Source organism: Simiaoa sp., from assembly GCF_051972595.1.
In the GTDB taxonomy this organism is placed as follows: domain Bacteria; phylum Bacillota; class Clostridia; order Lachnospirales; family Lachnospiraceae; genus Acetatifactor; species Acetatifactor hominis.
The window spans coordinates 36,795-50,902 of the sequence record NZ_JBOKRY010000021.1 but is presented as its reverse complement, the minus strand read 5'-3'; the positions used below and the strand labels follow the sequence as shown (position 1 = coordinate 50,902).

General features: G+C 46.9%; 15 protein-coding genes. 14 read left to right on the top strand and 1 reads right to left on the bottom strand.

Annotated features, from left to right (window positions below):
* Positions 1-85: 85 nt before the first annotated feature.
* Positions 86-355, top strand: a complete 270-nt coding sequence (locus ACTRDR_RS09160) for a carbon storage regulator (RefSeq protein WP_022155041.1) — start codon at positions 86-88, stop codon at positions 353-355.
* Between the two features lie 180 nt (positions 356-535).
* Complete coding sequence (locus tag ACTRDR_RS09155; protein ID WP_440527082.1) at positions 536-1,930, top strand: flagellin N-terminal helical domain-containing protein; 1,395 nt, start codon at positions 536-538, stop codon at positions 1,928-1,930.
* 100 nt (positions 1,931-2,030) lie between these two features.
* Here the strand turns inward: ACTRDR_RS09155 and ACTRDR_RS09150 are convergent, their stop codons facing one another.
* The gene (locus tag ACTRDR_RS09150; RefSeq protein WP_440527081.1) at positions 2,031-2,279 is read right to left on the bottom strand and encodes a hypothetical protein; all 249 of its coding nucleotides are present in this window, start codon (positions 2,277-2,279) and stop codon (positions 2,031-2,033) included.
* 374 nt (positions 2,280-2,653) lie between these two features.
* Here ACTRDR_RS09150 and ACTRDR_RS09145 point away from each other — a divergent pair, with 374 nt between their 5' ends.
* The 12 genes from ACTRDR_RS09145 (at position 2,654) to ACTRDR_RS09090 (ending at position 13,982) form a co-directional block, all read left to right on the top strand.
* Positions 2,654-3,469, top strand: a complete 816-nt coding sequence (locus ACTRDR_RS09145) for an Rpn family recombination-promoting nuclease/putative transposase (protein WP_440527079.1) — start codon at positions 2,654-2,656, stop codon at positions 3,467-3,469.
* A gap of 359 nt (positions 3,470-3,828) precedes the next feature.
* Entirely contained in the window at positions 3,829-5,502 is a 1,674-nt protein-coding gene (locus ACTRDR_RS09140) for a M3 family oligoendopeptidase (protein WP_440527078.1), read from the top strand.
* 75 nt (positions 5,503-5,577) lie between these two features.
* Positions 5,578-7,233 (top strand): peptidylprolyl isomerase, encoded by a 1,656-nt coding sequence (locus ACTRDR_RS09135; protein ID WP_440527076.1) that lies wholly within the window; start codon positions 5,578-5,580, stop codon positions 7,231-7,233.
* A 182-nt stretch (positions 7,234-7,415) separates the two neighbouring features.
* Complete coding sequence (locus tag ACTRDR_RS09130) at positions 7,416-8,237, top strand: Cof-type HAD-IIB family hydrolase (RefSeq protein ID WP_440527074.1); 822 nt, start codon at positions 7,416-7,418, stop codon at positions 8,235-8,237.
* Between the two features lie 93 nt (positions 8,238-8,330).
* Entirely contained in the window at positions 8,331-9,680 is a 1,350-nt protein-coding gene (locus tag ACTRDR_RS09125) for a CCA tRNA nucleotidyltransferase (protein ID WP_440527072.1), read from the top strand.
* An 80-nt stretch (positions 9,681-9,760) separates the two neighbouring features.
* Positions 9,761-10,765: a phosphotransferase gene (locus ACTRDR_RS09120; RefSeq protein WP_176864864.1), complete on the top strand. Its 1,005-nt coding sequence runs from the start codon at positions 9,761-9,763 to the stop codon at positions 10,763-10,765.
* 22 nt (positions 10,766-10,787) lie between these two features.
* Positions 10,788-12,149 (top strand): PEGA domain-containing protein, encoded by a 1,362-nt coding sequence (locus ACTRDR_RS09115; RefSeq protein WP_440527070.1) that lies wholly within the window; start codon positions 10,788-10,790, stop codon positions 12,147-12,149.
* Between the two features lie 149 nt (positions 12,150-12,298).
* Complete coding sequence (locus ACTRDR_RS09110; protein ID WP_022153433.1) at positions 12,299-12,574, top strand: HU family DNA-binding protein; 276 nt, start codon at positions 12,299-12,301, stop codon at positions 12,572-12,574.
* A gap of 82 nt (positions 12,575-12,656) precedes the next feature.
* A complete protein-coding gene (locus tag ACTRDR_RS09105) occupies positions 12,657-12,896 on the top strand; it encodes a S4 domain-containing protein (protein WP_176864868.1) in 240 nt (79 codons plus the stop codon).
* A gap of 84 nt (positions 12,897-12,980) precedes the next feature.
* Complete coding sequence (yabP, locus tag ACTRDR_RS09100) at positions 12,981-13,268, top strand: sporulation protein YabP (RefSeq protein WP_176864870.1); 288 nt, start codon at positions 12,981-12,983, stop codon at positions 13,266-13,268.
* Positions 13,268-13,804 carry a spore cortex biosynthesis protein YabQ gene (gene yabQ / locus ACTRDR_RS09095; protein ID WP_440527068.1) on the top strand — a complete coding sequence of 179 codons (537 nt, stop codon included), beginning with the start codon at positions 13,268-13,270 and terminating at the stop codon, positions 13,802-13,804. The genes yabP and yabQ overlap by 1 nt, the downstream gene beginning before the upstream one ends.
* Positions 13,782-13,982: a septum formation initiator family protein gene (locus ACTRDR_RS09090; RefSeq protein WP_440527066.1), complete on the top strand. Its 201-nt coding sequence runs from the start codon at positions 13,782-13,784 to the stop codon at positions 13,980-13,982. Before yabQ ends, ACTRDR_RS09090 begins: the two co-directional genes overlap by 23 nt.
* The last annotated feature ends 126 nt before the right edge of the window (positions 13,983-14,108 follow it).

Genomic DNA, 14,108 nt, shown 5'->3' with positions numbered 1-14,108 from the left:
AAAATGCAACATTCCATAATAAAATGTTGCATCAGTGCAAACCAGCAGGCAAGGAAGGCTGAATAAAAACAGGGAGGTTATCGATATGCTGCGTCTGACCGTTAGTCCGGAAGAATACCTGATGATCAATGACAATATCAAGATCGTGTTCCTGGGAGGAACCAAGAATCATCTCCGCATTATGATCGATGCACCGAAAGAGGTGAACATCGTGCGAAGCACGGTATTAGAAAACCAGATCACAGATCCGGAGGAGAGAGCGAAGCTTCCTAAATATTATGCGGAAGAAGAGCACCCGGAGAAGTACCGCAAGAAGTCAAATGTGATCATCACAAAGGGAAATGCGGACAAATAATTTCATATGGTAATAACCGGAGGAAGAGCGGCTCTGTCAGGGCCCGACAGGGAAGCTCCTACTCCGGTTACTATAAAAACTAAAAACAAGTATCTGGGAGAAAAGGATTTCTCAATAACAATACAGATACGCACACTGCCGCAAAAGGAATTGGGCAGTAATACAAGGAGGTAAATTATTATGGTAGTACAACACAATCTTACAGCTATGAACTCTAACAGAATGTTAGGCTTAACCACCGCTTCTCAGGCAAAGTCCACCGAGAAACTGTCTTCCGGTTACAAGATCAACCGTGCAGCAGATGATGCAGCAGGCCTGTCCATCAGTGAAAAGATGAGAAAGCAGATCAGAGGTCTGACACAGGCTTCTTCCAACGCACAGGACGGTATCAGTGCAGTACAGACCGCTGAAGGCGCTCTGAACGAAGTTCAGGACATGTTACAGAGAATGAACGAACTGGCTGTAAAGGCATCTAATGGTACAAACTCTGAAGATGACCGTCAGTACATTCAGGACGAAATCGATCAGTTGACTACAGAAATTGATCGAGTATCCACAACAACCAAATTCAATGAGACTTATCTGTTACAGGGTAATGCAAAAGGAACTGTTAAAGCAGCAGCAACTTTAAATAACGTTGGTGGAGTAACAGGATTAGGACTTAGTGTAGCAAAAGGAGCAGAACTTACCGCAGGAACAGTTACATTAGGAAAAGTTGGAGCAGAAGTTGATGATGCACAATTAGATAATGCAACTGCGTCTTTAGCTACTGACAGTTTAAGCAAGGATTTGCTGACCGCATTGAATGATTCTAACGACGGAACAGTAACGATTGCGCGTGAAGCAGATAAGGACACATGGACAATTGCAGGAACTGGAGCATATACTGCTGATGATCTCAAGAAAATGGGATTGAATGTTACGGTTACTAATCATGCAGCGGAATCGACAGTAGTAATTCGGAAGAACTTTACCGCAACTGATGCAAAAGATTTACAGACAGGACTTACAGTTACAGGAGTTGACGCTGTTGATGCTGGTGCTTTGAAGAGTGTAAAATTCGGAACAGAAGTAAAAGCAACGGTAAAGACTACAGAAGAAGACGGAGAAAATGTTTCTACAATTAACACATATGAAAATAATTATGTTCCTGATGCTTTGAAGTTTACTTTACACGTTGGTGCTGATTCAAATTCAGATAACAAGATTAAGATTGAAGTTGAGTCTATGAGTGCGGCCGGTCTTGGCCTGTTAAATGAAGATGGTAAATTGCTTGTAAATGGCAAAGATAGCACAAATGCAGATGCAGCTATTGATACTATTGCATCAGCAATCCAGAAAGTATCCACCCAGCGTTCCGCACTTGGTGCTGTTCAGAACCGTCTGGAGCACACCATCAACAACCTGGATAACGTTGTAGAGAATACCACCAGCGCAGAGTCCGCTATCCGTGATACCGATATGGCTACTGAGATGGTTAAGTACTCCAACAACAACATCCTGTCTCAGGCAGGTCAGGCTATGCTGGCTCAGGCTAACCAGTCCAACCAGGGCGTACTGTCTCTGTTACAGTAAGCTTAAGCTGAGATCAGGTTGTTTCCTAAGAGGAACGAACCATATCTGTAAGAGTTATGTAAGAACCAAAGGGCAGTCCATGATGGGCTGCCCTTTTGCTTTAATATTTATGCATTTGTAGAGCGGACATGAGAGCCTCTTGAAGAACTTTTGATACATTGATTCCTGCCTTATCAGCCTCCACATTTAGCCAATGAGGAAGGGTTACATTTTGCCTGACAGATTTGGTATCTACTTTTCTCCGATATTCTGCAAAGTCTACATCCACCAGGGAAACATAGGACGTTCCGGATTTATAGAATTTCCCCTGTTCAATAGAAATATTGTTTATATCACTTGGCTCTGCCATTACTTCTTTTTTATCTGGCGTATGAAAATTTTAAAACAGCATATTACCCAAATTCCAGGGGTCAAGATTTTGCTATTCTGCTACATTGACAATGAGATAGATGTCTGTTATTCTCAGCATGTAAGCAGATTTTTCTATTTCAATTTGTAATTATTCAGAACTAAGGCAATTTTCATAATTTGCGAATGAAGTGCTGAATAATTACATCAATTCTTTTATATCAGCGCAAGTTGATGTCTTTGACTTCAGAGGAATCCCTGCTTAGATACCCATTAATGACAATAGAGCAGGGGAAGACATAGAAAGAAATCGGAAGATTTGTTTTGTAAAGTGTCGTATATATTCTCCTGTGAAAGTGTGGAAGGAGAATACAAATGGCAAAACGGTATGAAGAACTGTCGATTGAGGACGATTTTATGTTCGGCAAGGTAATGGAGGATAAGGAACTTTGTCGGGATGTGCTGCAGTGTCTGTTGGAAGAACCGGTAGGAGAACTGGAGGATGTGCGGACACAGAGGGAGTTTCGATATACCTCGAAGGGTAAGCCTATTCGCCTGGATGTGTATACGAGAGATCAAAAACGGATTTATGATGCGGAGATGCAGAGATTGAATCATCAGACACCGGAAAACCTAGAATTGCCGCGCAGAAGCAGATTTTATCAATCTACCATGGATACAGATCACCTGAGCAGGGGCAAGTCCTATCGGGAATTGCCGGAGGGCAAGGTGCTATTTCTCTGTACCTTTGATCCGTTTGGACTGGGATATGCAAAGTATTCGTTTCAGAATCTTTGTATGGAAGACAGGAAATTGTGTTTAGAGGATGGAACCGAGAAAATTTTTTATAATTGTATCGCGGAAGAGATACCAGAGCAATTGAAGTATCTATATGAATACATCAGAACCGGTCAGGTCGGAGACGATCTGACCCAGAGAATAGATGAGGCAGTAATCAGAGCCAGAAAGAATGAAGAGTGGAGGTCAGAGTACATGAAAGAATTATTGCATGATGATGACGTCAGAGCAGAGGGAAGAGCAGAGGGAAGAGCAGAGGGAGAACACTCTGGGAAAAATAAGATGATATTGTTAATATCCAGAATGAGTTCGGGAGGAGATGCTGATAAGGTTGTACAGTTGGCTGATCCTGAAGTGTTGGAAGTAATGCAGGAAAAATACGGAATCAAATAATATAATTAAGTGAATCCGGGAGAAGCTCCGGTTATCGGAGGAAGAAGTACAGAGAGACATGAAACTATACTGGTAAAGAGTATATCATAATGAGAGGGCATCCCTATAGGGATTGCCCTTTCTGCTTTTCGTTAGACTTTATCATATTTCTGAATGGTTCGTTATTGTTGACTATAGTTCTGGTAAATACTCATATCACAAGGTCCTTATAATGACAAGCAGAAAAATGTTACAATTATGCTGTTAAAACGAAAGAAAAATGTTACAGAACGCTTCTAAAGTTTTACTTTCCCGGCATTTTGGGGTAAGATAAGCAGTATAGATTCCTAAGGACACAGAAAGAGAGGGTTACTATAATTATGAGATTTCAGGACATGCCTTACGAGAGAATAGATTTTGCCAAAGTGCAGGAAGAGATGGAAGAGCTGATCCGGGAGCTGGAGGCGGCGAAGAGTGGGGAGGAGCAGTTCGAGGTGCATAAGAAGTACTATGCGCTGACGGACCGTGTCATGACGCTGATGACGATCGCAAATATCCGCTTCGACATCGATACCTCCGATAAATTCTACGAGGAAGAGCATAAATACTACGATGAGCAGGGTCCGGTATTCAGCAATCTGGTGCTGGCTTATCAGAAGAAATTATTCGCATCCCCCTACAGAGCTTATCTGGAGGAGAAGATCGGTCCGGTCGCGTTCAAGAATATGGAGCTGGCACAGAAGTCCATGAGTGAGGCATTGATCCCGCTGATGCAGGAGGAGAACTCCCTGACCATGGAGTATGACAAGCTCATCGCCGGTGCGAAGATCGATTTCGACGGCAGGGAGCTGAATCTGTCCTTGTTGCGGCCCTATCTGGTGAATTCTGACCGCAATGTCCGCAGACAGGCGTGGGAGAAGATGAGTGCCTTTTTCCTGGAAAATGAGGAAAAGCTGGACAGCATCTACGACAAACTGGTGAAAAACCGTACCGCGCAGGCAAGGGCAATGGGCTATGAAAACTACCTGGAGCTGGGATATTACCGGATGAACCGCAACTGCTACGGCAAGGACGAGGTAGAGGCTTTCCGTAAGCAGATCAAGGAGTATTTCGTACCCTTCGCAGAGAAGCTGCATGACCGTAGAAGACAGCGTCTGGGTCTGGAGAAGCTCAGCTATATCGACGAGCAGGTATATTTTAAGGACGGCAACCCGGCACCCACCGGAACCCCCGAAGAGATCATGGCAGCCGGACAGAAGATGTACCGTGAGCTGTCCCCGGAGACTGCAGAATTTTTTGACTTCATGATGGAAAATCAGTTATTTGATGTCCTGGGACGCAAGACGAAGAAGGCAGGCGGTTACATGACCTATCTGCCCCTCTACCATGCACCTTTTATCTTCGCCAACTTTAACGGTACCAGCGGTGATGTGGACGTCATCACGCATGAGTGTGGCCATGCGTTCCAGGGGTATCTCGCTGCACAGGATCCCATCAGAGAGCATGCGGATATCGGCATGGAAACTGCGGAGATCCATTCCATGTCCATGGAATTTTTCACGGAAAAGTGGATGAACCTGTTCTTCGGTGACAGAGCGCAGGATTACGTGGAAATGCATTTGGAGGATGCGGCTGCGTTCATTCCTTACGGTTGTATGGTGGATGAGTTCCAGCATATCGTCTATGAACACCCGGAGCTGACACCGGCAGAGAGAAAGCAGACATGGAGCCGTCTGGAACGGGAGTACAAGCCTCATCTGGACTACGAGGGAGATCCTTTCTTCGGACAGGGAGGCTTCTGGCAGAAGCAGCTGCACATTTACGACTATCCTCTGTATTATATCGATTACTGCCTGGCACAGACCTGTGCACTGCAGTACAAGGTGAAGATGGATGCCGATTTTACAGAGGCGTGGAAGAGCTATCTGAAGCTGTGTCGGCTGTCTGCCAGTGATTTTTACATCAATATGATCAAAGAAGTCGGACTGGACAGTCCTTTTGAGCCCGGATGTGTGAAAAATATCGTGGAAAAACTTGAAAAATATGTGAAATAGCTTTCTTTTTCCGCTAAAATACGGTAAAATAAGGAGTCATTGGACTTAAGACGCTAGGAAGGAGACATGTAAGCGATGTCTAAGAATGAAAAAGTTACAGAAAATAAGGAACAAAAAGAACAAACAGAACAGAAGGTCATGACAAAATATGACCGTAAAGTACAGAAGCGTAAAGAGGAGAAGGAAAAGGAGAAAAAGGAAGAGCGCATCAGCACGGCAGTCGGGATCGTATTCCTCGTTGCTCTGGTATGCCTGGTGGCATCTTTCCCGATCCGGACCTATCTGGCAACCCATGAGACTTATGTAGTGATCAATGGTGAAGAGGTGAATAAGGTAGAATTTGATTATGTCTACAACACCTCCAAGAACAACTACATTACACAGTACGGAAGCTATTTAAGCTATTTCGGACTGGATACCAGCAAGGATCTGTCCACCCAGATGTATTCCGATACTCTGACCTGGCAGGACTATTTTGAGCAGAATGCAGTAGAGAGCCTGAAGCAGAATAAGGCGCTGATGGAGGAAGCCAAAGCAGCCGGCTTCACCTATGATACTACGGATGAGTACAACACTTTCAAGGAGACTATCAAAACCTCCGCTGCAGCCGCAGGCGTATCTGATAAGGAATATGTACGTTCCATCTACGGAAGCTATGCAACCATGGGTCGTATCGAAGAATATGTGAAGAATGACATGGTAATGAACGCTTATTATCAGAAGCTGCAGGAGGACAATGCTCCCAGTGATGATGAGATCCAGAGCTATTATGAGGAAAATAAGGCAACCTACGATTCCGTAGACTACCGCCTGACCACGATCGAAGCTGATCTGCCCACCGAGCCTACCGAACTGGCCGATCCCGTAGAGGAGACTGCTGCAACCACCGATACCACTGCAACAGACGGAACTGCAGCTACAGATGCAACAGCTTCCGACAGCACCGATACCGCTTACCAGCCTTCCGATGCTGAGATCGCCAAAGCCATGGATGATGCCAAGGTGCTGGCTGATGATGCAGAGCAGACCGTGGCAAAAGACGGCGAAGCACATGAGAATGAGAAGAAGTCTTCCGTGAACTACATGATCTCCGACTGGCTGTTCGATGATGCCAGAAAGGCAGGAGACACCACTGTCATTACCAATGACAACAGCCATTGCTACTATGTCGTGGCATTTGAGAAGAGATATCTGGATGAGACTCCTTCCGCAGATGTACGTGTGATCATTCCCACCGAGGATAAGACCGGTGAAGAGATCCTGGAGGAGTGGAAGAATGGTGCAGCTACTGAGGACAGCTTCGCAGAATTGTGCAAGAAGTATACACAGGATACTTCCGCAGTAGAGAACGGCGGTCTGTTCGAGCAGGTAACCAAGACCGGTATGACAGAGGAGCTGAGCAACTGGATCTTCGACAGCAGCCGTCAGGCAGGAGATACCGTAGCCATCACTGTCAGCGACACCACTTATGTACTTTACTACATCGGACAGGATCAGCCCGAGTGGAAGATCAACATCAAGAATACGCTGGTATCCGATACAATGAGTCAGCATATGCAGGATATTACCGCAGATGTAACGGTAGAGGATCCCAAGGGTAAGCTGAATTATCTGAAGGTGCAGGCAGAGGAATCTGCAGCTGCTGAGACTGAGACTGCAACGGCAGAGACTCAGGAGATCACCGAGGAGCAGACCGCTGCTACCGAAGAGACCGCAACACAGGCACAGTAAGGCTTGCCGGGGAACAGAACATAGACAACAGACAAGTACCTGTTTCACTGCGCAAGCAGAAGAGACAGGTACTGTTAGATTATGAGCAAAGATAGTCGAAAAATGGCGGAAAACAGGATAATGTGACTTTGCCAGTTACGTGAGCTGAACAGAGAATAACTTTGAGAAAGGTATGAATAAACATGCAGGAAAAAGTTCTGGTACTGGATATTGACGGAACACTGACCAATTCAAAAAAAGAGATTACGGAAGCTACCAAACAGGGAATCTGGAATATTTTACAGCATGGACACAAGGTGATCCTGGCTTCCGGACGTCCCACGCCCGGTATGCGGAAATGTGAAGAGGAACTGGAGTTGAAAAAATACGGCGGATATCTTCTGTCCTTTAATGGAGCCCGCATCGTGGAATGTAAAACGGGAGAAGTGGTCTATCAGAGAACACTGCCCCTGTCCATTGTGCCCGGATTGTATGAATTTGCCAAAGCGAATGGTTGCGGATTGATCACTTATCAGGGGGAGGGAGTCATCTCCGCATTTGAGCCGGATAAATATGTGCAGTTAGAAGCGAGGATTAACGGGATCCCCATTAAAGTGGTGGATGATTTTGTGTCCTACGTAGATTTTGATATCAATAAATGTCTGATGACGGCACCGGAAGAGATTGCTCCCAAACTGGAGAAACAGCTGCAGGAAAAATACAACGATGTGGCAAGCATCTACCGTTCCGAGCCCTATTTCATTGAGATCATGCCCAAGGATGTGAATAAAGCGACCTCTCTCGATCACATGCTGGAGGGTATGGGACTGACCAGAGAGAATGCGATCTGCTGCGGTGACGGCTACAACGACATCTCTATGATCGAATATGCGGGAACCGGCGTAGCAATGGGGAATGCTCAGCCGGCGGTCAAGAAAGCTGCAGATTTCATCACCGGTACTAACGATGAGGACGGGCTGGTGGAGGTCATCGATAAATTTATCATGAAACCGGAGCAGGAATAGCCTTTCTTAGAAACAAACAATAGACACAAAGCAGTAACAAGCGAAAAATCACAGAGCAATGAGCGTGTGTGATTTTTGCAAAAGAGGATATATATGATTCAGATACAAATACCTGAAAAAGCGAAATATATCATAGAGACCATACAGAATGCCGGGTTTGAAGCCTATGTGGTAGGCGGTTGCGTGCGGGATTCCATCCTGGGAAGATGCCCGGAGGACTGGGACATTACTACTTCGGCGAGACCGGAGCAGGTGAAGGCGCTGTTCCGTCGTACCATTGACACCGGGATCCAGCACGGTACCGTGACAGTCATGTTGGACAAAGAGGGCTTCGAGGTCACCACTTACCGCGTGGATGGAAAATACGAAGACAGCCGACATCCCAGGGAGGTCACTTTTACCCCGAATCTGGAAGAAGATTTAAAACGCCGGGATTTCACCATCAACGCCATGGCATATAATGAAACAGAAGGTCTGATCGATATCTTCGGTGGCTTACAGGATATCGGGGCGAAGCTGATCCGCTGCGTGGGCGATCCGGAGGAACGTTTCGGAGAGGATGCCCTGCGCATCATGCGTGCCATCCGTTTTTCTGCGCAGTTAGGCTACGAGATTCATGAGGACACCGAAGCGGCGATCCGGAAGCTGGCACCCACTTTGCAGAAGATCAGTGCGGAGCGGATCCAGGTGGAATTGACCAAGCTGCTGATCTCCCCTCATCCTGACACCTTGCGAGATGCTTATGACATGGGTGTCACGAAGGTGATCCTGCCGGAATTCGATGCCATGATGGAGACTCCTCAAAAACATAAGCACCATAAATACAACGTGGGAGAGCATACCTTACATGCCCTCATAGAGATCGCACCTGAGAAGAATCTGAGGTATGCTATGCTGCTTCATGATATCGGCAAGCCTGAGACACTTACCGTGGATGAAAACGGCACCACCCATTTCCACGGACATCCCGCAGTGGGTGAGGAGATGGCACGCAGGATCCTTAGGAGACTCAGATTTGATAATGATACAGTGGCAGTGGTGACCCGTCTGGTAAGATATCATGATTATGGTAATGATGTGACACCTGACCTGCGGATCGTGCGCCGGGCTGTGAATAAGATCGGGGAAGACATCTTCCCGCTATTGTTCCCGGTGAAACAGGCGGATATCCTGGCACAGAGCGATTATCTGCGGGCAGAGAAGCTTAAGAACCTGGAGCTCTGGAAGCAGTTATATGAAGAGATGCTGGAGAAAAAGCAGTGCGTATCCTTGAAAACGCTGGCTGTCACCGGCAGAGATCTCATTGCTATGGGAATGAAGCCCGGCAGGGAGCTGGGCGATATGCTGCAGAAGCTATTGGAACTGGTCTTAGAGCACCCGGAGCAGAATACCAGAGAACAACTGCTGGAAAAGGCGGGCGAGCTGGCAGCAGGCAAAGAGTGAGCATACTTTTATAAGATCTCTCATAAGATAGCGTAGGAACCGTCAAACCGGTTAAGTACATATCTTAGGAGGGGTTGTAAGTGAATGACAGAGCGGTGGCACTGCTGGAGCAGTATGAGATAGAGGTATTGCGTACCCGAAAAGGGCGGGGGGCGATTCTGTGCGATACACAGCAGGGCTGCCTGATCTTCAAGGAATATACAGGACGCGAGGAACAGCTGCGTCTGCAGGAACAGGTGCTAAAGCATCTGGAGGCTTGTGGGAATATCTCTGCGGAGAGACTGCTTGCCACCAGAGAGGGTGCACTGTCGGTCACGGACAGGGACGGTGTCAGATATATTCTGAAGACCTGGTGGGAAGGCAGAGAATGTAACATCCGTGACAGGGAAGAATGCATGGAAGCCATGGGGCTGTTGGCAAGGCTTCATGGAGATCTGGAATTTCGACCGGTATTTCCGGAGACGGAGGACGAACCGGCACCTAAAATAGAGAGATATCTTCCCAGCAGAGATTATGAGAAGCATAACAGAGAACTGAAACGCGCCCGGAAATTCTTAAAACAGCGAAGCCAGAAGACCTGGTTCGAGATTCGTCTTGCAGCCGTACTGGATTCTTTTTTAGAGGAAGCGGTGAAGGTCAGTAACGAGTGGAAAGCGCTGGAAGAGGAGACTGTGGCGGCACAGGATGCCGAAGCAAACGTAACCTTTTGCCACGGCGATTATCAGTATCATAATATATTGCGGCAGGACAGAGACTTTTTCCTGGTGAATTTTGAAAAATGCCAGGCAGACGGTCCGGTGAGAGATCTATATCATATCCTGCGAAAATTATTGGAAAAAAGTGAATGGGACCGAAGTCTGGGAATCGGACTACTCGAAAGCTACGAGAAAGTCAGACCGCTTACTCTTACGGAGAAGAGGGATCTGTATTATCGATTGTCTTATCCGGAGAAACTGTGGAAGATCGTTAACTTCTATTATAATTCGGGAAAGGCATGGATACCGGAGAAAAATCAGGAGAAGCTGGAGCACCTGTTAGAGCAGGAGACTGCCAGAAAACGATTCCTGCGAATCATGGAGCCGTAAGGCACCGGGAAGGAACAAAGGCATGAACGTAAGATACAGGAAGAAAATAACATGTATTTTGCTTATGACAGTATTGTCAATAAGTGGCTGCGGGCAGGCATCTACTGCAGGAAATGTACAGGACACAGTAACATTGCAGACAACGGAAGAATCCGACAGAGTGGATACCGGCTTCGTGGTGACGAATCCGGACAGCTATGATTCGGTGGATACAGCGGTACTGGTGGATATCAACAGTGTTGACAATACTGTCACATTGTTGAATCTGGATCTTGGGAAGCAATATACCCTGTCCGTGGACGGGACTACGCGCTATACGGACAAATACGGCAAGGCAATCTCTCTGGAGCAGCTGGGAGAAGGCGATATTGTGGATGTAACTTTTCTGAAGACGAAGAAGCATCTGACAACTCTGCAGCTGTCCCGGTCGGCATGGCAGTATGATGATGTGGAGCGCTATGATTTGAATACCGTACGCCGGGAAGTGACCATCGGGGAAGAAGTCTTCAAACTGTCCCGGGATACCCGGTATTTTTCCCAGGGGCACAGTATCGAAGAAATGGATCTCAACCCTTCCGATATCCTGACTTTTCATGGGATAGACACCACAGTACTCAGCGTAACGGTGGAGAAGGGACATGGGTATCTCAGACTGGTAAATGATGAAAATTTTATCGGCGGATGGCTGGAGATCGGGCAGGAGCAGATCGTCCGGATCACGGAGGACATGCTGGTGACGGTGCCTGAGGGCAGTTATCAGGTGGATATCAGCTATAACGGCGGAGGCGGCACGAAAAATGTGGTGATCAACCGTAATGAAGAGACCGCGCTGGACATCGGGGATCTCGAGGTCGCCGAGGCGAAGTACGGTATGGTGCTGTTCTCCATGAATCCTTCCGGCGCGGAACTGTATATCGACGGTAGCCAGGCGGATCCCTCCCAGCCCATCACGCTGGAATATGGCATCCATCAGATCATAGCGAAGGCGGACGGCTATAAATCTCTGACCCAGTACCTGCGGGTAGCCCAGGAGTCAGCAGGCGTGGATGTGGAGCTGGACAAGGTAGATTCGGACAGCGATAGCGATGAGAGCACGGGCAGTTCGGCTTCGACATCGTCCACTGCGACTTCCGCTACATCAGATACTACAACGACTTATTACCGGGTACATATCGATGCACCGGAAAACGTGGAAGTATATCTCGATGGCAACTACGTGGGAATCTCGCCCTGCAGTTTTAAAAAGACTTCGGGAAGCCATGTGATCACCCTGCGCAAGTCCGGATATGAGACCAGGAGTTATACCGTGCAGGTGGACGAAGAGAAGAAGGATGTGTCCTATTCCTTCGTAGATCTGGTGGCAAGTACATCGGCATCGGAGTGATCGTTACAAAGGCGTGAGAAATGCCGTAAATATGCGGAAATGCCTTGACAAAAGGGATAAAAACAGATATATATATTTATAGACGTTTCAAAAGAACTATTTTCGAGCGTAAATTTAATCACGAAAACTCATTATAGGAGGAGTTCAATATGAACAAAACAGAATTAGTTGCAGCTATGGCTGATCAGGCTGGTCTTTCCAAGAAGGACGCAGAGAAGGCATTAAAGGCTTTCACCGATGTTGTTGCTGAAGAGTTAAAGAAGGATGGTAAGGTTCAGTTAGTTGGCTTCGGTACTTTCGAAGTATCCAGCAGAGCAGCAAGAGAGGGTAGAAATCCTCAGAGCGGCAAGCCTATGAAGATCGCTGCTTCCAAGGCTCCTAAGTTCAAGGCTGGTAAGGCATTAAAGGATATGCTGAACGCTTAATAGAAGCTGAATTTTCAGAGACTCGAGAGGACAACCTTTCGGGTCTCTTTTGTATCTGTGAACGAATTAAGAGGATAGGAACATGAGATTAGATAAATATTTAAAGGTATCCCGTCTGATCAAGCGGCGTACCGTGGCAAATGAAGCCTGTGACAGCGGCAGAGTATTGATCAATGACAAGCCTGCGAAGGCATCTGCCAACGTAAAAGAGGGAGACATCATCACCATCTCTTTCGGTAATAAAGAGGTTAAGGTGGAAGTCCTGGATGTGCAGGAGACGGTGAAAAAAGAAGCAGCAAAAGAACTTTTCCGTTATATTTAATTTACGTATAAATTCCCATTTTGTACCATAAGATGAAATATAAGTCCGTACAGTGGAACAGGTGTGGCAAGGATGGGAGGACATATGGAAGATTTAAATACAGCAGGACGCATGCATAAAATATCGATAACGAATCGCCGGACCTGCACGGTGAACGGGGTAAACGATGTGCTTTCTTTTGATCTGCGGGAGATTGTGCTGGAGACGGAGCAGGGGATGCTGATGATCCGCGGAAATGAGCTTCATGTGAACCGCCTGACCCTGGATAAAGGGGAAGTGGATATCGACGGCAGGATCGACAGCTTTGTATATTCGGATACCGCAGCATCCGGAGAAAAACAGGAATCTCTTCTCACCAGGCTGTTCCGCTGATGAATGAGAATGTTTTTCTGCTGCATGCCGTTCTCCTGGGTGTGGAGATCACTTTTCTATATGATATACTGCGGATCCTGCGGAGAGTCTTTGTCCACAGTGGCATCATGGTGTCACTGGAGGATATCGCGTTCTGGATCTATTGTGCAGGGGAAGTGTTCCTGCTGATGTTTCGGGAGAGTAATGGGAATCTGCGGTGGTTCGCCGTACTGGGTGCGCTGGCGGGGATGTACCTGTATCACAGAACCTTCAGCCCACTTTTGGTAAAATATGTATCCGGACTGCTTAACAGCATCTTAAGCCCTATCCGCAGGAAAACGCAGGCGGTGAAGAGTTGGCTAAAAAAGCAGTTGACGAGCCTGTGGAAAATGCTTAAAATATTCTATAAAAGGAGATGCGCGCATGGCAAAGAGAAGAATAGCCTACCGCAGGAGACGGCACCAGAACCGGTTCAGCATGTTCTTAGTGAGTCTGGTCGTATTGATGATCATGGTCGTCGTGGCAGTGCGGAGTGTGGAATTACAACGGAAGATTGATGGATACGACATGCAGATTGCAGGCCTGAACGCGCAGATCGAAGCGGAGAATACCAGGACGGAACAGATCGAGGAGTATCGTAAGTACACACAGACCAAGGCTTATGTGGAGGAAGTAGCCAAGGATAAGCTGGGGCTGGTGTATCAGGGTGAGATCCTTTTTCAGGAGGATAAATAAGCAGGGAGACTTTTTCTTAAGTTGACCTGCTTTTTTTGTCGCAAAAAATGAAGTACCCGGATCCTTAAATTTGACAAAAAGAAAACAACAACCGTCCTATAATCGTGAAGGCAGAAAGGGGAAGGA

Excerpts from the sequence above, each read along its gene's own strand:
- ACTRDR_RS09150 (WP_440527081.1), bottom strand. The coding sequence starts at position 2,279 with ATGGCAGAGCCAAGTGATATAAACAATATTTCTATTGAACAGGGGAAA.
- ACTRDR_RS09125 (WP_440527072.1), top strand. The coding sequence starts at position 8,331 with ATGATTCAGATACAAATACCTGAAAAAGCGAAATATATCATAGAGACC.
- ACTRDR_RS09160 (WP_022155041.1), top strand. The coding sequence starts at position 86 with ATGCTGCGTCTGACCGTTAGTCCGGAAGAATACCTGATGATCAATGAC.
- ACTRDR_RS09105 (WP_176864868.1), top strand. The coding sequence starts at position 12,657 with ATGAGATTAGATAAATATTTAAAGGTATCCCGTCTGATCAAGCGGCGT.
- yabP (WP_176864870.1), top strand. The coding sequence starts at position 12,981 with ATGGAAGATTTAAATACAGCAGGACGCATGCATAAAATATCGATAACG.
- ACTRDR_RS09115 (WP_440527070.1), top strand. The coding sequence starts at position 10,788 with ATGAACGTAAGATACAGGAAGAAAATAACATGTATTTTGCTTATGACA.
- ACTRDR_RS09145 (WP_440527079.1), top strand. The coding sequence starts at position 2,654 with ATGGCAAAACGGTATGAAGAACTGTCGATTGAGGACGATTTTATGTTC.
- ACTRDR_RS09110 (WP_022153433.1), top strand. The coding sequence starts at position 12,299 with ATGAACAAAACAGAATTAGTTGCAGCTATGGCTGATCAGGCTGGTCTT.
- yabQ (WP_440527068.1), top strand. The coding sequence starts at position 13,268 with ATGAATGAGAATGTTTTTCTGCTGCATGCCGTTCTCCTGGGTGTGGAG.
- ACTRDR_RS09140 (WP_440527078.1), top strand. The coding sequence starts at position 3,829 with ATGAGATTTCAGGACATGCCTTACGAGAGAATAGATTTTGCCAAAGTG.
- ACTRDR_RS09130 (WP_440527074.1), top strand. The coding sequence starts at position 7,416 with ATGCAGGAAAAAGTTCTGGTACTGGATATTGACGGAACACTGACCAAT.
- ACTRDR_RS09155 (WP_440527082.1), top strand. The coding sequence starts at position 536 with ATGGTAGTACAACACAATCTTACAGCTATGAACTCTAACAGAATGTTA.
- ACTRDR_RS09135 (WP_440527076.1), top strand. The coding sequence starts at position 5,578 with ATGTCTAAGAATGAAAAAGTTACAGAAAATAAGGAACAAAAAGAACAA.